Source organism: Microbacterium sp. 01T413_2, from assembly GCF_056398985.1.
In genome coordinates, this window is record NZ_JBFTQL010000007.1 from 1 (window position 1) to 16,864 (window position 16,864).

16 protein-coding genes are annotated in these 16,864 nt (G+C 70.0%); 4 read left to right on the forward strand and 12 right to left on the reverse strand.

Features of this window, described 5'->3' with window-relative positions; translation table 11 throughout:
* The coding region (gene lysA / locus AC1DMN_RS05870; RefSeq protein ID WP_477383975.1) for a diaminopimelate decarboxylase at nucleotides 1–1,344 on the forward strand (1,344 nt) is incomplete at its 5' end.
* A gap of 143 nt (nucleotides 1,345–1,487) precedes the next feature.
* Here the strand turns inward: lysA and AC1DMN_RS05875 are convergent.
* The 11 genes from AC1DMN_RS05875 to rplU form a co-directional block, all read right to left on the reverse strand.
* Nucleotides 1,488–3,833, reverse strand: coding sequence for an FdhF/YdeP family oxidoreductase (locus tag AC1DMN_RS05875; protein WP_477383977.1), 2,346 nt, complete (start codon nucleotides 3,831–3,833; stop codon nucleotides 1,488–1,490).
* The gene (gene fdhD / locus AC1DMN_RS05880; protein WP_477229223.1) at nucleotides 3,830–4,717 is read right to left on the reverse strand and encodes a formate dehydrogenase accessory sulfurtransferase FdhD; all 888 of its coding nucleotides are present in this window, start codon (nucleotides 4,715–4,717) and stop codon (nucleotides 3,830–3,832) included. Before fdhD ends, AC1DMN_RS05875 begins: the two co-directional genes overlap by 4 nt.
* Before the next feature lie 186 nt (nucleotides 4,718–4,903).
* Entirely contained in the window at nucleotides 4,904–5,290 is a 387-nt protein-coding gene (rsfS, locus tag AC1DMN_RS05885; protein WP_477383979.1) for a ribosome silencing factor, read from the reverse strand.
* The gene (locus AC1DMN_RS05890) at nucleotides 5,290–6,684 is read right to left on the reverse strand and encodes a hypothetical protein (protein WP_441975736.1); all 1,395 of its coding nucleotides are present in this window, start codon (nucleotides 6,682–6,684) and stop codon (nucleotides 5,290–5,292) included. The genes rsfS and AC1DMN_RS05890 overlap by 1 nt, the downstream gene beginning before the upstream one ends.
* 134 nt (nucleotides 6,685–6,818) lie before the next feature.
* A complete protein-coding gene (gene nadD / locus AC1DMN_RS05895) occupies nucleotides 6,819–7,415 on the reverse strand; it encodes a nicotinate-nucleotide adenylyltransferase (protein ID WP_440731542.1) in 597 nt (198 codons plus the stop codon).
* 9 nt (nucleotides 7,416–7,424) lie between these two features.
* Entirely contained in the window at nucleotides 7,425–7,652 is a 228-nt protein-coding gene (locus AC1DMN_RS05900; protein WP_441975734.1) for a hypothetical protein, read from the reverse strand.
* Nucleotides 7,653–7,700: 48 nt separating this feature from the next.
* A complete protein-coding gene (locus AC1DMN_RS05905) occupies nucleotides 7,701–8,927 on the reverse strand; it encodes a glutamate-5-semialdehyde dehydrogenase (protein WP_477229339.1) in 1,227 nt (408 codons plus the stop codon).
* 126 nt (nucleotides 8,928–9,053) lie between these two features.
* On the reverse strand, nucleotides 9,054–9,836 hold the full coding sequence (gene proB, locus AC1DMN_RS05910) for a glutamate 5-kinase (RefSeq protein WP_477383981.1): 783 nt from the start codon (nucleotides 9,834–9,836) through the stop codon (nucleotides 9,054–9,056).
* Nucleotides 9,833–11,395: a GTPase ObgE gene (gene obgE, locus AC1DMN_RS05915; RefSeq protein ID WP_440731539.1), complete on the reverse strand. Its 1,563-nt coding sequence runs from the start codon at nucleotides 11,393–11,395 to the stop codon at nucleotides 9,833–9,835. Before obgE ends, proB begins: the two co-directional genes overlap by 4 nt.
* A gap of 182 nt (nucleotides 11,396–11,577) precedes the next feature.
* Nucleotides 11,578–11,835 carry a 50S ribosomal protein L27 gene (gene rpmA, locus AC1DMN_RS05920; RefSeq protein WP_159575753.1) on the reverse strand — a complete coding sequence of 86 codons (258 nt, stop codon included), beginning with the start codon at nucleotides 11,833–11,835 and terminating at the stop codon, nucleotides 11,578–11,580.
* A 20-nt stretch (nucleotides 11,836–11,855) separates the two neighbouring features.
* Nucleotides 11,856–12,164 carry a 50S ribosomal protein L21 gene (gene rplU, locus AC1DMN_RS05925; RefSeq protein ID WP_233309240.1) on the reverse strand — a complete coding sequence of 103 codons (309 nt, stop codon included), beginning with the start codon at nucleotides 12,162–12,164 and terminating at the stop codon, nucleotides 11,856–11,858.
* A 272-nt stretch (nucleotides 12,165–12,436) separates the two neighbouring features.
* Between rplU and AC1DMN_RS05930 the strand changes: the two genes are divergently transcribed.
* Together AC1DMN_RS05930 and AC1DMN_RS05935 are read left to right on the forward strand one after the other, a co-directional pair.
* The gene (locus AC1DMN_RS05930) at nucleotides 12,437–12,736 is read left to right on the forward strand and encodes a DUF4031 domain-containing protein (RefSeq protein WP_440731538.1); all 300 of its coding nucleotides are present in this window, start codon (nucleotides 12,437–12,439) and stop codon (nucleotides 12,734–12,736) included.
* Nucleotides 12,733–13,362, forward strand: coding sequence for a TMEM175 family protein (locus AC1DMN_RS05935; RefSeq protein WP_441975733.1), 630 nt, complete (start codon nucleotides 12,733–12,735; stop codon nucleotides 13,360–13,362). Before AC1DMN_RS05930 ends, AC1DMN_RS05935 begins: the two co-directional genes overlap by 4 nt.
* Before the next feature lie 35 nt (nucleotides 13,363–13,397).
* Here AC1DMN_RS05935 and AC1DMN_RS05940 read toward each other — a convergent pair whose 3' ends face one another.
* On the reverse strand, nucleotides 13,398–15,905 hold the full coding sequence (locus AC1DMN_RS05940) for an Rne/Rng family ribonuclease (protein WP_477383983.1): 2,508 nt from the start codon (nucleotides 15,903–15,905) through the stop codon (nucleotides 13,398–13,400).
* Between the two features lie 262 nt (nucleotides 15,906–16,167).
* Here AC1DMN_RS05940 and AC1DMN_RS05945 point away from each other — a divergent pair, with 262 nt between their 5' ends.
* A complete protein-coding gene (locus AC1DMN_RS05945) occupies nucleotides 16,168–16,776 on the forward strand; it encodes a vitamin K epoxide reductase family protein (RefSeq protein WP_440731535.1) in 609 nt (202 codons plus the stop codon).
* Nucleotides 16,777–16,864 lie beyond the last annotated feature (88 nt).

A 16,864-nucleotide genomic window follows, 5' to 3' on the forward strand; every position in this document is an offset into this window, starting at 1 on the left:
GAACCGCACCGCACCGCACCGCACCGCACCGCACCGCACCGCACCGCACCGCACCGCACCGCACCGACGCGAAGGACGCAGAACATGCCGCACCAGATCCTCGACCTGTTCCCCGCCGGGACCACCGTCGATGCCGACGGCACCCTGCGCTTCGGGGGGTGCCGGGTCGACGACCTGGCGCGCGAGTTCGGCACGCCCGCGATCGTGGTCGACGAGACCGCACTGCGGGCGCGTGCCAGGGAGTACCGCACCGAGCTGACCTCGCGCTGGCCGAAGGCCCGTGTCGTGTTCGCGTCGAAGTCATTCCCGGCGACCGCGGTGCAGCGCGTCATGGTCGAGGAGGGCCTGGGGCTCGACGTCGCCGGCGGCGGCGAGATCCTCAGCGCCCTCCGCGCCGGGGTGGATCCGGCCCTCCTCGTCTTGCACGGCAACGCCAAGTCGACAGAAGAGCTGCAGATCGCGGTGGACGCGGGCCTCGGCCTGGTCGTGGTCGACAACGCCGACGACGTCGACCGGCTCGAGCAGATCGTGCCGGAGGGCCGTCGGCAGGACGTGCTCGTGCGGATCATCCCCGAGGTCGAGTCCTCCACGCACCCGCACGTGCAGACCGGGCAGGTGGGATCCAAGTTCGGGCTCACGATCCCGGTCGCCAAGGAGCTCATCGCGCGGATCGAGGCCAGCCCGAAGCTCTCGATGCGCGGCGTGCACGCGCACGTCGGCTCGCAGATCATGGATCCGTCCGAGCTCGCCGCCGCCGTCGCCCCGCTCGCCGAGCTCGGCACCTTCCCTGTGTACGACCTCGGCGGAGGGCTCGGTGCGCGCTACACCTACGACGAGCATCCGGCGAGCGTCGCCGAGTACGTCGAAGCGCTGCTCGCCGCCGCCCGAGAGCATCTTCCGGCGGACGCCGAGCTCATCATCGAGCCCGGCCGCAGCATGGTCAACGGCTCGGCGATGACGCTCTACACGGTCACGACCGTGAAGCGGGACGCACGGACCTTCGTCGCGGTCGACGGCGGGATGGGCGACAACCTCGAAGTGGCACTGTTCGCGCAGCGTTACGAGGCCGCCCTCGCCGGCCGCCTCGATGACGAGGCCGTGGAGGACGTCGTCGTGGTCGGGCGGCACTGCGAGTCGGGCGATGTGCTCATCGACCCGCTGCGGCTGCCCGAGGTCCACGTGGGCGACCTCCTCGCCGTCCCCGCCACGGGCGCGTACACGCACACGATGGCCAACAACTACAACGGCTACCGTCGCCCGCCGGTGGTCTTCGTGCACGACGGACAGGCCCGTGCGGTGATCCGCCGGGAGACCTGGGACGACCTCTTCGACCGGGACCTCTGAGCCGGCATTTAGAACTCCACGTCGGGGTCGTTGAGCGAGCACGGCCGAAGGCCGAGCAAGACGAAACGAGGGGCTCTCGCGAGGTGCCGTGTTTCGTCTCGCGCGGCCCTCGGCGTCACAGCGAGACAGCCCCGGACAGGGGTTCAGGCCGCGGAACGGGTCACCGTGACCTGGATGCTCTTCATGAGCGGCTGGTCGCTCTGCGCGCTGAAGTCGGCGTGTCCGATGAGCACGTTCAGCTCGGGCATGTAGCCGGCGGCGCAGCCCTGAGGCAGGTCGTACGGCACCGCGCGGAAGCCGTGCACGGTCCGGGTGGATCCGTCCTTCGACGTCGAGCGGATGTCGACCAGATCCCCCTCGGCGATGCCGCGCGCCCGCATGTCGTCGGTGTGCAGGAAGACCAGCTCGCGCAGGTTCTTCACGCCGCGATAGCGATCGTTGTTCGAGTAGATCGTCGTGTTCCACTGATCGTGCGAGCGCATGGTCTGCAGCACCAGGGTCTCCACGGAGGCCGGGATCACGTCGGGCAGCGGAGCATGCGAGAACTCCGCCAGACCGGAATCCGTGTCGAACACGCGCTCCCGGGCGGGCTGCGGGATCCGGAAACCGTGCCGGCTCTGGATCCTCTGGTTGAAGCCCTCGAAGCCAGGCAGCACCTGAGCCATGACGTCGCGGATCCGGTCGTAGTCGGCGACGTAGGCATCCCAGGGCGTCTGCGACTCAGGGAGCGTGGCCTTTGCGATCCCCGCGATGATCGCGGGCTCCGAGCGCAGATACGCGGACGCGGGGCGTTTGCGCCCCACCGAGAGGTGCACCATGCTCATGGCGTCCTCGACGGTGACGCCCTGCGGGCCGCCTTCCTGCTGGTCGCGCTCGGTGCGTCCGAGGCAGGGCAGGATCAGCGCCTTCTCCCCGTGCACGAGATGGCTGCGGTTGAGCTTGGTACTCACCTGCACCGTCAGCGCGCAGCGGCTCAGCCCCTCGGCCGTGTACGACGTGTCGGGCGCCGCGAGCACGAAGTTGCCGCCCATGCCGACGAACACCTTGACCGTGCCGTCGTGCATGCCGCGGATCGTCTTGACGGTGTCCAGGCCCTGGTGGCGCGGCGGGTCGATACGGCAGACCTCGGCGAGCCGATCGGTCCACGCGGRCGGGCGGTGGTCGATGCCGCAGGTGCGATTGCCCTGCACGTTGCTATGCCCGCGCACGGGCGACGGCCCTGTGCCAGGGCGCCCGATGTTGCCGCGCAGCAGCAGCAGGTTCACGATCTCGCGCACCGTGTCCACGCCGTGCTCGTGCTGGCTCACACCCAGGCACCAGCTGATGATCGCGCGCTCCGAGCCGAGGTAGACGGCGGCCGCCTCGCGGATCCGCTCCTCGCTGAGGCCGGACTGGCGCACGAGCTCGGCCCAGGGCGTCGCCTCGACGAGCGCGCGGTAGTCCTCGAGCCCGTTGGTGTACTCGCGCAGGAACGCGGCGTCGAGCACGGTCGGATCCGCCTGAGCCGCCTCGAACACGACCTTCGCCATGCCGCGGATCAGGGCGAGATCGCCGCCGAGCCGCACCTGAAGGTTCATCGTGCTCGTGTCGGTGCTGCGGTTCAGCGCCATGTCGACGAACTCGTGCGGCACGATCGTGCGCGTCGCGCCCGCCTCGACCAGCGGGTTCACGTGCACCACCTGCGCGCCTCGGCGGACCGCATCAGACAGGGCGGTCAGCATGCGCGGTGCGTTCGACGCCGCGTTCACGCCGAGCACGAAGAGCGCGTCGCACTCCTCCCAGTCGCGCAGATCCGCCGTGCCCTTGCCCGTGGCCAGCGACGCCTTCAGCGCGCGCCCGGAGGCCTCGTGGCACATGTTCGAGCAGTCCGGGAGGTTGTTGGTGCCGTACTCGCGCACCATGAGCTGGTACAGGAACGTCGCCTCGTTGCTGAGCCGGCCCGAAGTGTAGAAACTGGCTTCGTCCGGGCTGTCCAGGCCGCGCAGCTCCTCCCCGATCAGGGCGAACGCGTCGTCCCACGTGATCGGCACGTATCGATCGGTCGCGGCATCATAGCTCATCGGCTCGGTGAGGCGTCCCTCGTTCTCGAGGTCGAAGTCCGTCCACGTCGAAAGCTCGGCGACCGTGTGCGCCGCGAAGAACTGCCGGTCCACCCGCTTGTGCGTCATCTCCCACGTGACGTGCTTGATGCCGTTCTCGCAGATGTCCAGTCGCAGGTTGCCGAGGTCGTCGGGCCAGGCGCAGCCGGGGCAGTCGTATCCGGACCTGCCGTGGTTCATGATGAGCATCGCGCCGGATCCCGCGATCGGCTCGCGCTCGCGGAGCAGCACCTGGCCGACGGACTTCGCGGCACCCCAGCCCGCGGCTGGGTGCCGATAGGGCTTGCGGAACCAGGAAGCGGTCGTGCGCGGTCCGTATCCGCCCTGCCGGGGCTCGCGCGGCATGAGCCCGAAAGCCGTCCCTCCGCGTGCGTCCACGTCGTCGCTCATCGTTCTGCCTGTCCTTCCCGCGCCGAGGACTCACCGCGCGTCGCTGCATCGATCCGCACGCGCTGTGCGTGCGCGTACACGTTCATGGACTGCCCTCGGACGAACCCGATCAGCGTCAGCCCCGACTCGTCCGCGAGCTCGACCGCCAGCGAGGACGGCGCGGAGACCGCGGAGAGCACCGTTATCCCCGCCATGACGGCCTTCTGCACCAGTTCGAAGCTGGCTCGGCCGGACACCTGCAGCACGGTGGACCGCAGCGGCAGCCGTTCCTCCTGGAGCGCCCAGCCGACCACCTTGTCCACGGCGTTGTGCCTGCCGACGTCCTCGCGGATGACCAGAAGCTCGCCCGTGACCGCGTCGAAGAGCGCCGCGGCGTGCAGTCCGCCGGTCTTGTCGAATGCGGCCTGCTCGGCCCGGAGCCGGTCGGGCAGCTCCGCGATCCATGCGGCGTCGACCGCGACCTCGTCGGGCGAGGACGGGGCGAAGTGGGACGTCGTGCGCACGGCATCGATGCTGGCCTTGCCGCAGACGCCGCAGGAACTGGTCGTGTAGAACCGCCGCGCCTCGTCGGCGCTGGGCAGCCGCACCCCTGGTGCGAGCGTCGTATCCAGCACGTTGTAGGTGTTCGCAGCTCCCCCGGTGCCGGGGCCGCCGCAGTGGATCGCGGTGCGGAAGTCGGAGCTCTGGGAGATCACGCCCTCCGAGACGAGGAACCCGATCGCGAGTTCGACGTCATGGCCCGGGGTGCGCATCGTGACCGCGAGCGGGGCACCGGCGATGCGGATCTCCAGCGGCTCTTCGACAGCGAGCGTGTCGGCGCGACGACGCACGCCCTCTCCCAGTGCGATCCGAGTGACCGGCCGCAGCGTCGTGATCCGTCCCACGGCTCGACCTTACTCGCGGATCCGCCGTCCGAAGTCCCGAACGCCAGGTGTTTGTCGATCCGTGCGACGACACGGTGCCCGAGCACAGATCGTCCGTCCCGCACGCGCTCGAGAAGGCGCGTGACCGGCACCGATCCGCGGTGGTCGAAGGCGGATCGGGATGACCGATCCCGAGGCCCGCCTCGGTCAGTCCTGTTCGGAGGGCACGCCCAGCGGCGCGGGCTCGGCGATCGGCACCACGGGGCAGTCCTTCCAGAGACGCTCCAGGCCGTAGTACGTGCGCTCCTCCTCGTGGAAGACGTGCACGATCAGGTCGCCGAAGTCGAGCAGCACCCAGCGGGCTTCGCTGCGTCCCTCTCGGCGCACGCGCTTGTAGCCCGCTTCGATCATCTTGTCCTCGACCTCGTCGGCGATCGCGGCGACGTTGCGCTCGCTGTTGCCGGTGACGAGCAGGAAGATGTCCACAAGCGGCAGCGGCTCGGACACGTTCAGCGCGAGCAGATCCTCTCCGCCCTTGGAACGGGCCGCGTCGGCGGCGATCTGCAGCATGTCTGYGGCGGAGGGCGACTGCATCAAGAGAAGGCTCCTGTGGTGATGGCGACGATGAGCGCGCCGACCAGGGCGACGGCGAGGGCGCCGGCGGTGATGGTCAGTGCGAGCATGAGCTTGTTGCCCTTTTCGGGCTCGGGCGGGCGGATGACCTCGCCCGCGGGCTTGATCGTTCCGATCGCCGCGCTGGCGGCGATCGGCGTGGGCGACGAGGCAGGGGCGAGTTCGCCGTCGACGAGCACGGCGTCGACCTCCTTGCCGTCGGCGACGCCGTCGGCGTGACCGCGTGAGCCGAGGCCGGAGGGCAGCTCATAGCTGCCGGTGACGAGGATCTCGCCGGTCGAGGCGACAGGGCCCGACAGCGACAGGCCGCCAGGAGCCTGCTGGAAGATCAGGGCGTTCGGCGCCGCGTGGTGCGACCCTGTGGAGTCCCCGATGAGCGCATCGAAGGAGTCGGCCTGCGGCGTCCGAGGCTGCTGTGCGAGCACGCGCTCCCCGAAGCCGGGGTTGAGGGTCGATCCGGAATCAGCGGGAGCCGACTTCGGCAGGGGCCGCGGCGTCTCTTCGGCCGACATCGGCGTGGCCGGAGCCGCCGGTGCGGGGTTCTCCGCAGCGGACCACAGAGCGGACTGCTCAGACGAGAACGGCAGGTCCACAGGTGTTGAATCGGGCTCAGCCGCCGGCATCGCGGCGGGCACCGCAGGCAGCAGCGGTGCGGGCGCGGGGTCTGCCGGGCGGGCGGGGACGACGGGGCGCTCGCTCTCCGCGCCCCGGGGCGCGGCCGAGACGGGATCGGCGTGCCACGTGCGTCCGGTCTCCTCCTCGGCGCGCATGACCGAGGAGACCGAGACCGGCGCGACGTCCTGTTCGGCGTCGTCGACGCCGTCCTGTTCGTCGGCAACCCGGGTCGGCGCGGCGGTTGCGGCCGATCCGTACGAACGGCGACGGCTCGGATAGCTGGGGCGGGGCACGTCCGTGATCATCCCCGCCTGCTCGGGTGCGGCGGGTGCGGCAGGCGTGGGCGTGGGCGTGACGGGCGCCGGTGCCGGCGGCACGCTGAACGAAGGAACCGCCGGGCCGGCAGAAGTCTGAGACGCGGACGGCGCGGACTCCGCCGCCGACGATGCGCTCTGGGATGACGGATCAGACACCGGCACCGAGCCGGTGCGGATCCGCTCCTGCTCCCGCACCTGGCGGCGGGTGAGCGGCTCCTCGCCCGCGACGGAGTCCTGGGATTCGACGGAGCTCGGCGCGGCCGCGCTCTCGGTGACAGGCTCCGCCACCGGCGCTACCGTCGTCTCGATGACGGGCTCCGGAGCGGCCGGGGCCGCCGGTGCGGCGTCGGCCTGCTGACGTGCCGCCTCGGCCTCCTCAGGAGTGACGATCGGGGTCGATCCGGTGAGGCGGGCCTCGCGCATCTGCTTGCGAGTCAGCTGGCCGCTGCCAGATGACTGATCAGCAACGTGCTGGCCGCTGCCAGATGACTGATCAGCAACGTGCTGGCTGCTGCCGGATGACTGATCAGCAATGTGCTGGTGCTGATCCGATGTGCTCATGACGTGCTCCGATAAAGATGATGCTTCGCGATGTACTGGACCACTCCATCCGGCACGAGGTACCAGACCGGATCCCCCTCGCGGACGCGGGATCGACAATCTGTCGACGAGATCGCGAGGGCCGGGACCTCCAGTTGACTGACGTCAGCCGGTGGCAGACCGTCCGTGCTCAGCACATGACCAGGTCGGGATACGGCGACGAAGTGGGCGAGGTCCCACAGTTCATCATGATCCCTCCAGCTGAGAATCTGCGCCACGGCATCCGCGCCGGTGATGAAGAAGAACTCCGCATCAGGACGCTGCGCCTTCAGATCCCGCAACGTGTCGATCGTGTACGTGGGCCCGTCGCGGTCGATGTCCACGCGGCTCACGGTGAACGACGGGTTCGACGCCGTCGCGATCACCGTCATCAGGTAGCGGTGCTCGCTGTCCGACACCCCGCTCTTCTGCCAGGGCTGCCCGGTGGGCACGAAGACGACCTCGTCCAGTCCGAACGAGTGCGCCACCTCGCTCGCCGCGACCAGGTGCCCGTGATGGATGGGGTCGAACGTCCCGCCCATCACGCCGATGCGCGGCGCAGGAGTGGTCGTCATCGGATCAGCTCAGTGACCGTGACCGGCTCCGTGTCCTTCATGACCGTGCTCCGCGGCCCACGCCTCCGCCTTCCGGCTGTGACGGTTGGCGACGTTGCGGTAGGAGAGAGCGACCAGGCCGAGGAGCGCGAACACGCCGGCGGCGATCAGCCCGAACGGAAGCGTCTCCAGCGCCACGTTGCCGTGGTGCTCGGGGGTCTCGGCTGCGGCCTGCACGAGCTGTGCGACGAGGTTCATCGATTCTCCAGAGTGATCAGGGTGGATCTCAGCTCCCCAGTCTAGCCCTCAGCCGCGGGTCTGCCCCGACCCGCGCGCGAGCCACTTGGTGCTGGTCAGCTCGGCGAGTCCCATCGGGCCCCTGGCGTGCAGCTTCTGCGTCGAGATGCCCACCTCGGCGCCGAAGCCGAACTCGCCGCCGTCGGTGAACCGCGTCGACGCGTTCGCCATCACGACGGCGGAGTCGACCTCGGCCAGGAATCGCTCGATCGCCAGGGCATCCGTGCTGATGATCGACTCGGTGTGCCCTGTGCTGTACTGCCGGATGTGGGCGAGCGCCTCGTCGAGATCGTCCACGACGCGCATGGACAGATCGAGGCTCATGTGCTCGGTCCCCCAGTCCGCATCCGTCGTCGGGACAGCCGCGGGCACGAGCCGGCGGATCTCCTCGTCGCCGTGGATCGTAACGCCCTTCGCGATCAGGGCGTCCGCGACCTCGGGGACCAGCCGGTCCGCGGCGCCTCGGAGTACGAGGACCGTCTCCACCGCGTTGCACACGCTCGGACGCTGCACCTTGGCGTTCACGACGATGTCGCGCGCCCAGTCCAGCGGTGCCGTGTCGTCGAGCACGATGTGCACCACTCCGGCGCCGGTCTCGATGACGGGCACGGTCGACTCGGTCACCACGGTCTCGATGAGCCCTGCGCTGCCGCGCGGCACGAGCACGTCGATGAGGCCGCGCGCGTGCATCATCGCGGTGGCGCCGGCTCGGCCGAAGTCGTCCACGGTCTGGATCGCCTCCGCGGTCACGCCGGTCGAGGCCAGCGCCTCGCGCATCACACGCACCAGCACCGTGTTGCTCTCCTTGGCGGCGCTGCCACCGCGCAGCACAGCGGCGTTGCCCGAGCGCAACGCGAGCGCGGCGATGTCGACGGTGACGTTCGGGCGCGCCTCGTAGATCGCGCCGACCACGCCGAACGGCACCCGCACCTGTTCCAGGGCGACACCGTTGGGCATGCGGTGCCCGCCGATGACGCGACCGACCGGATCCGGCAGCGCGGCGACCTCCCGCACGGCGGCGGCGAGTGCTTCGATGCGCTTCTCGTCCAGGCGCAGACGGTCCAGCAGCCCATCGCCGATGGCTTCTGCGACGCCTCGGGCGAGGTCGCGGGAGTTTGCGGCGATGATGTCGTCCGAGGCGGCGACCAGCGCGGCAGCGATCGCGTGCAGCGCCGCGACCTTGCCATCACTGGTGAGCTGCGCCGTCTCGCGGGACGCCTCCTTGGCGGCGCGCATCCGCGTCTCGGGCGAATCCGGCCCGTCCTGCGCGGAGGCGTCGGCGGGCACGGCGAAGTCGGCGATCACGGTGGACATGCGGTCAGTGTACCCACGCTCCGCACCCCGGGGACCCGGATGACGGATTCAGACCGCCGGTTCGAACCAGGTGCCGATCTCGGCGCCGGAGAGCGCCTCGGAGACCAGATCCGCGCTGGTCACGAGCACGCCGATCCCGCTCGCCGCTGCGAGGCGCGCGGCGGAGACCTTGGTCGCCGCTCCCCCGGTGCCGACGCCATTCACGACGGTCGCGCCGAACTCGAGACCGGAGAGGTCGGCACCCGCGGCGACGACGTCGAGCGGCTCGGCCGCGGGGTCGGAGGGCGGCCGGGTGTACAGCGACTCCACGTCGCTGAGCAGCACCAGCGCGTCGGCCCCGGTCAGCTGCGCCACCAACGCGCCGAGCCGGTCGTTGTCGCCGAAGCGGATCTCCTGGGTGGCGACGGTGTCGTTCTCGTTCACGATCGGCAGCACCCGCAGCCCGAGCAGGCGCTCCATGGCGCGGCGGGCGTTGCTGCGCGATGTCGGATGCTCCAGATCACCGGTGGTCAGCAGCACCTGCCCCGCCACGATGCCGTGCGGTCGCAGGGCCTCCTGGTAGCGGTAGATGAGCAGGTTCTGACCGACGGCGGCCGCCGCCTGCTGCGTGGCGAGGTCGGTGGGCCGCGCGTCGAGCTGCAGGAACGGGATCCCGGTGGCGATCGCACCGGAGGAGACCAGCACGATCTCGGTTCCGCGTGYGTGCGCGTGCGCCAGCGCCTCGACCAGCAGCGGAATGCGCCAGGCTCCCTCACCGCTGATGGACGAGGATCCGACCTTCACCACGATCCGCGTCGCCGCGGGCAGATCCGCCCGCGTCAGCGCCGTCACTGCGCGTCCTCGCCGGCTCCCGCCTGGCGGACGTCCTCGGCGCGCTCGCTGTCGGCGTCGTCCGCCGCCGTGCGAGTCGCCAGGCGCTCGCGCTCGTCCTCGGCGCGCAGTGCGGCCCTGGCATCCATGCGCTCGTGGTACCGCTCGCGCCGCTCGTTGGTGGTGCGTCGGGTGTTCGGATCGAAACGCGAGTCCAGACCGCGCGGTGACGTGATCAGTTCGGCCGCGGAGGACATCTGCGGCTCCCAGTCGAACACGATGCTCTCGCCCGGGCCGATCACGACCGTGGATCCCCGCACCGCGCCCAAGCGGAACAGCTCGTCCTCGACGCCGAGCTTCTCGAGCCGGTCGGCGAGGTAGCCCACCGCCTCCTCGTTCTGGAAGTCGGTCTGCTGCACCCAGCGCACCGGCTTGTCGCCGAGGATCCGGTACACGTTGCCGTAGCTGCCGCCTTCGACGCGGATCTCGAACTCGCGCTTCGAACCCCGGGGGCGGATGACGATGCGCTCCTTGGGAGCCTCGGCGGCTGCGGCCAGCTCGGCACGGTGCGCGTCGACGATCTCGCCGAGCGCGAAGGTCATCGGACGCAGCCCCTCGTGCGAGACCGTGGAGATCTCGAACACGCGGAACCCGCGCTGCTCCAGCTCCGGGCGCACGAAGTCGGCGAGCTCGCGCGCCTCCGGCACATCGATCTTGTTGAGGGCGATCACCTGCGGGCGCTCCAGCAGCGGAACCTGCCCTTCGGGCACCTCGTAAGCGGCGAGCTCGGCGAGGATCACGTCGAGATCGCTGATCGGGTCGCGGCCCGGCTCGAGCGTGGCGCAGTCCAGCACGTGCAGCAGCGCGGAACACCGCTCGACGTGCCGGAGGAACTGCAGACCGAGCCCGCGCCCCTCGCTCGCGCCCTCGATGAGGCCGGGCACGTCCGCCACGGTGTAGCGGGACTCACCGGCCTGCACGACGCCCAGGTTGGGATGCAGCGTGGTGAACGGGTAGTCGGCGATCTTCGGCCGCGCGGCGGAGATCGCCGCGATCAGGCTCGACTTGCCCGCCGACGGGTAGCCGACCAGCGCGACGTCGGCGACGGTCTTGAGCTCGAGCACGACGTCGCCCTCGAAACCGGGGGTGCCCAGCAGCGCGAATCCCGGAGCCTTGCGCTTCGGCGTCGCCAGCGCGGCGTTTCCGAGGCCGCCGTGGCCGCCCGCGGCGGCGACATAGCGCTCGCCCGGAGTAACCAGGTCGGCCAGGACCTCACCGTCCGGTGACTTGACGACCGTGCCCACCGGCACGAGCAGCTCCAGGTCCTCGCCGTCGTAGCCGGCGCGGTGGTCGCCCATGCCGAAGCCGCCGTTCTGCGACGTGCGGTGCGGCGAGTGGTGGTACGACAGCAGAGTGCCGGTCTGCGGGTCGGCGACGAGCACGATGTCGCCGCCGTCGCCGCCCTTGCCGCCGTCAGGCCCGCCGAGAGGCTTGAACTTCTCCCGGTGCACCGACACGCAGCCGTTGCCGCCCTTGCCCGCGCGCAGGTGCAGCGTCACCCTGTCGACGAACGTGACCATGCGGATCCTCCTGGGTTACGGGACGGGCACTCACCGAAGCGTGCCGGGATATGGAAACGGGGCGAGCCGAAGCCCGCCCCGTTTGCCGAAAACTGCCCAACCGGTGGTTGAGTGGGGTCCCCGCGCCCAGAGGCTCCGGTCAGCGCGCAGCGATGGCCGGAGAGGGCGTGGGGCGCGAAGTCTTACTCGGCAGCTGCGACGATGTTGACGACCTTGCGGCCGCCCTTCGCGCCGAACTCGACCGCACCGGCGGCGAGGGCAAACAGCGTGTCGTCGCCGCCACGGCCGACGTTCACGCCGGGGTGGAAGTGCGTGCCGCGCTGACGGACGAGGATCTCGCCGGCGCTGACGGTCTGGCCGCCGAAGCGCTTCACGCCGAGTCGCTGTGCGTTGGAGTCACGACCGTTGCGGGTCGAGCTCGCTCCCTTTTTGTGTGCCATTTCTCAGCTCCTCTTCGTGCTTACTTGATGCCGGTGATCTTGACGCGCGTGAGGTCCTGACGGTGCCCCTGGCGCTTCTTGTAACCGGTCTTGTTCTTGAACTTCTGGATGACGATCTTCGGGCCACGGAGGTGGCTGACGACCTCTGCGGTGACCTTGACCTTCGCGAGCTTGTCGGCGTCGGTGGTGATCTTGTCACCGTCGACGAGGAGCACCGCGGCCAGCTCGACCTTGTCGCCCTGGGCCGCCTTCAGACGGTCGAGCTGAACGATCGTGCCGACCTCGACCTTCTCCTGGCGTCCACCGGCGCGCACTACTGCGTAAACCACTTCATACCTGTTTCGTTGGGGAGCGGGACCGCTCCGTAATCTCACGGGAAGACTGTGCGTGCATCGCGCCACAGCAGAGGGATCCGCAGTGGCGGGCGCGAGTTGCATGATCCCGCGGCGGCCGAGTGGGGCGTCCGGCGCGGTGCACCAAGGAGCTACTTTACCGGATGCGCCCTCCCCTCGCAAAGCGAGCGCGACCGTGTCGGGATCCGGATCGGATCGTGGGATCCGGATCCGCCTCCGCGACCCTGCCCGCGTTCTAGGATCGCGGAATGGCGATCTTCGTGGACGACCCGATCTGGCCGGCGCAYGGCCGCCTGTGGGCGCACATGGTCAGCGACGCCAGCGTCGCCGAGCTGCACGCGTTCGCCGCCCGGCACGACATCCCCCGCCGGGCGTTCGATCTGGACCATTACGACGTCCCCGCGGACGCTCTGGACCGGCTCGTCGCAGGCGGGGCGAAGCGCGTGGGCGGCAAGGAGCTCACCCGCCGGCTGATCGCCTCGGGGCTGAGGGTCCCGGCCCGCGACCGCACCGGCGGGCACGACCACGGCACGAGGGTCGCACGATGACCTCGAGCAGGCTGGAAGCGTTCAGCGACGGGGTGCTCGCGATCATCATCACCGTGATGGTGCTCGGACTCGCCGTGCCGAAGGGGACGACCTGGACGGACCTGGTGCACACCTCCGGCCTGGGCCTGCTCACCTACCTGCTGAGCTTCGTCTACGTCGGGATCTACTGGAGCAACCACCATCACCTTTTCCAGCTGCGCCCCGCCGTGAACGGCGCTGTGCTCTGGGCCAACCTGCACCTGCTGCTCTGGCTGTCGCTGTACCCGTTCACGACCGCCTGGCTGACCGAGACCCGCGTCGCCCAGGTGCCGACGATCGTCTACGGCCTCAATCTGCTCGGCGCCGCTCTCGCGTACACGATCCTGCAGCGGACGATCGCACGCCAGCCCGGCGGAGACAGGATCCGCGAGGCATTCGGGCACGACGTGAAGGGCATCGTCTCACCGCTGCTCTACCTGAGCGGTCTGGGCCTGTCGTTCGTCGTGCCGTGGCTGGGCCTGATCCCCTACGTCATCGTCGCCCTGATCTGGCTGGCGCCGGACCGGCGCGTGGAGCGATACCTGTCCTCGCACACGGGCGACGCCGCAGGCCGGGCCCCCGAAGACGAAGAGGACCCGGCGCCGTAGCGCCGAGTCCTCTCACGTGATCCTGCGGGGGCGGGTCAGCCCTGTTCCGCCTGCGGCGCGGCCTCGGTCGTGTGCACGACCGCGGTGCCCGCGGAAAGCCCGGCGGTGCTCACTCGGCGGCGGCTGCGGCCCTGCCCCGGCGCCTTCGGCTCGGGAAGCGCGTCCAGCACCGAGTCGAGCAGCTGCTCCGCCTCCGTCTTGGGCGCCTTGACACGGTCGGAACCGCGCTTCTTGCGCGGCTTCTTGGGCCGCTCCTGTCCGGTGCGCTCGGCCGGAGCATCCGTCGCCGGCTCGGCCGTGGCGTCACCGGCGACCGGGGGCGTCTCCCCCGCGGCACGGCTGGACGCTGCGATCTGTGCGAGAGCGGACTTCGCGCCCTCCGTGATGACGTGCGTGCCGCCGTTCGCAGGCGCCGCCGACGCGGTCGGGGCGGTACCGTTGCCGCCGCCGCTGGAGACCGCGTTTCCGCCGCGCTGGCGACGGTTGGAGCTCTGCTGGGGGGCCGCCGCACGGTGCTTCACGACGGGGTCGTGGTGCACGATCACGCCACGGCCGGCGCAGACCTCGCAGGGCTCGCTGAAGGTCTCCAGCAGGCCGAGGCCGAGCTTCTTGCGGGTCATCTGGACGAGGCCGAGCGAGGTGACCTCGGCCACCTGGTGCTTCGTGCGGTCGCGGCTCAGGCACTCCACGAGGCGGCGCAGCACGAGGTCGCGGTTGGACTCGAGCACCATGTCGATGAAGTCGACGACGATGATGCCGCCGATGTCGCGCAGGCGCAGCTGGCGGACGATCTCCTCCGCGGCCTCGAGGTTGTTCTTGGTGACCGTCTCCTCGAGGTTTCCGCCCGAGCCGACGAACTTGCCGGTGTTGACGTCGACGACGGTCATGGCCTCGGTGCGGTCGATCACGAGCGATCCGCCCGACGGCAGCCACACCTTGCGGTCCAGTGCCTTCTCGATCTGCTCGGTCACCCGGAACACGTCGAACGGATCGCGGACGTCCTCGTACGCCTCGACCCGGTCGAGCAGGTCGGGGGCGACGCTCTCCAGGTACGTGCGGATGGTGTGGCCTGCGTCGGCACCCTGGATCCGCATCCGGGTGAAGTCCTCGTTGAAGACGTCGCGGACGATCTTGACCAGGAGGTCCGGCTCGGCGTGCAGCAGCGCGGGTGCCTGCTGGCTCTCGACCTGCTTCTGGATGTAGCTCCACTGCGCGGTGAGGCGCTGCACGTCGTTGGTGAGCTGCTCCTCGGTGGCTCCTTCGGCCGCCGTGCGCACGATCACACCGCTGGACTCCGGGAGCACCTCCTTGAGGATGCGCTTGAGCCGGGCACGCTCGGTGTCGGGCAGCTTGCGCGAGATGCCGTTCATGGATCCGTTCGGCACGTACACGAGGTAGCGGCCGGGCAGCGAGATCTGGCTGGTGAGGCGGGCGCCCTTGTGACCCACCGGGTCCTTGGTCACCTGCACGAGGACCCGGTCGCCGGCCTTGAGAGCGAGCTCGATGYGACGCGGCTGGTTGCCGGTCTCGACACCGTCCCAGTCCACCTCGCCGGAGTACAGCACGGCGTTGCGACCGCGACCGATGTCGACGAAGGCGGCCTCCATGCTGGGCAGCACGTTCTGCACGCGGCCCAGGTACACGTTGCCGATGAGGGATGCGTCCTGGTTGCGAGCGACGTAGTGCTCGACGAGCACGTTGTCCTCGAGCACGGCGATCTGGGTGCGGCCGTTCTTGGAGCGCACGATCATCTCGCGGTCGACGGCCTCGCGGCGGGCGAGGAACTCGGCTTCGGTGACGACGGGACGGCGACGGCCGGCGTCGCGACCGTCGCGGCGGCGCTGCTTCTTGGCTTCGAGCCGGGTGGATCCCTTGATCGCCTTCGGCTCTGTGATGTACTCGACGACCCGCTGGCGCGGCTGCTCTGAGTCTCCGCGGCCGCGCGAACGACGTCCGAAGGAGTCCTCGGCGTCGTTGTCGTCCCGCGACTCGCGGACGTCGCGCGCGCTGCGGGAGGAACGGGCCGGGAGCGGGACGATCGTGGGGGCGTGGAAGTGCAGCTGCGTCGAGACGCGCGACACGAAGACCTCGGGCAGCAGGCCCAGGCTCACCGCGGTGACGGCCTCCGGCTCAGCCTCCGGCACGGCATCCACGACGGACTCCACGTCCGCGGCGACCACGGCGACAGGATCGGTCGCGGCACCAGCGGTCGGCTGCGCGCCGGCGCCTGAGTCCTCGGCGGGCTCGGCCTCGCCGTCCGCGGCGAGCGCGGCCTCGGCGGGTGCGGTCTCGATCGGCTCCGCGTCGACCTGCTCGCCGTCAACTGTGTCGAGCTGCTCGCTGTCCGCTGCGTCAGCTGCGGCCACGGCCTCATCGGGGCTCTCCGCCCCGGCGGTCACGATCGCGTCTTCGACGGGCGCGTCGGCGGATGTCGCGTCCTCCTCGGTCGATGCGGGCGTCGGCTCCGCGGGCTCGGGAGCTACCGGCGCCTGCAGCGCGTCGAGATCGAGGGTAGGGGCGTTGTCATTGTTCTCGTCGGCCATCTCTGGCGTACTCCCTGCACGGCGGCCAGGCCGCCGTGAATTCTCTCGTGCGACACGCTCGGCGCCGCGAACTCAATCGGTCTGCGATCGGCATGTGCTCTGATCGCTGGGAGCCGGAGCCCCCGAAGTCTGTATCCGTCGGCCGCCATCACGGCGACTCGACCCGTCCATTATCGCACCATCGCGACGATATGCCCGCCTCGACGCGAATCGATGCCTGCGCATRCATCCCGCACAGAACGTCGACTGCCATAATCGCGGCATGTCCGCACAGCGCACCCGTCCCGTCGGCTACGCCATCTGGCTCATCGTCGCGAGCGTCGTCGGGTGGTGGGCCGCCTTCCAGCTCACCCTCGACAAATTCGCCACTCTGGAGAACCCGACCGCCGACCTCAGCTGCAACGTGAGCGTATTCGTGCAGTGCGGGAAGAACCTGGAGTCCTGGCAGGGCTCGGTGTTCGGCTTCCCGAACCCGCTCATCGGGCTCACCGGCTGGATGGCCCCGCTCGTCGTCGGTGTGGCGATCCTCGCCGGCGCCCGGTTCCCGCGATGGTTCTGGGCGCTCTTCGGCCTGGGCATCACCGGCGCCTTCGTGTTCATCGCGTGGCTGATCGGACAGAGCTTCTTCGACCTGCACACGCTCTGCCCCTGGTGCGGCCTGACGTATCTGGTCGTGATCCCCACGTTCCTGGCCACCATGCAGCAGCTCTTCGCCAACGGGACGTTCCCGATCAGCCGGAGTGCCCAGGATGCCGCGCGCCGTCTCGGATCCTGGGTGCCGCTCGCGTCGATCCTGGCGTTCGCGGTCGTGGTGCTGCTCGCCCAGGTCGCCGGCGTCGACCTGATCGGCGAGGTCGTGCGGATGTTCTGAGGCGGATCCGGAATCACGGATCCGTGCGACCCCCCGATGCCTCACGCAGAAAGCCCCGGCCCTCTCACGGAGAGGACCGGGGCTTTCA

Excerpts from the sequence above, each read along its gene's own strand:
- AC1DMN_RS05890 (WP_441975736.1), bottom strand. The coding sequence starts at position 6,684 with ATGCGCGAGGCCCGCCTCACCGGATCGACCCCGATCGTCACTCCTGAG.
- nadD (WP_440731542.1), bottom strand. The coding sequence starts at position 7,415 with ATGACGACCACTCCTGCGCCGCGCATCGGCGTGATGGGCGGGACGTTC.
- AC1DMN_RS05900 (WP_441975734.1), bottom strand. The coding sequence starts at position 7,652 with ATGAACCTCGTCGCACAGCTCGTGCAGGCCGCAGCCGAGACCCCCGAG.
- AC1DMN_RS05905 (WP_477229339.1), bottom strand. The coding sequence starts at position 8,927 with ATGCGCGCCGCCAAGGAGGCGTCCCGCGAGACGGCGCAGCTCACCAGT.
- obgE (WP_440731539.1), bottom strand. The coding sequence starts at position 11,395 with ATGGTCACGTTCGTCGACAGGGTGACGCTGCACCTGCGCGCGGGCAAG.
- rpmA (WP_159575753.1), bottom strand. The coding sequence starts at position 11,835 with ATGGCACACAAAAAGGGAGCGAGCTCGACCCGCAACGGTCGTGACTCC.
- AC1DMN_RS05935 (WP_441975733.1), top strand. The coding sequence starts at position 12,733 with ATGACCTCGAGCAGGCTGGAAGCGTTCAGCGACGGGGTGCTCGCGATC.
- AC1DMN_RS05945 (WP_440731535.1), top strand. The coding sequence starts at position 16,168 with ATGTCCGCACAGCGCACCCGTCCCGTCGGCTACGCCATCTGGCTCATC.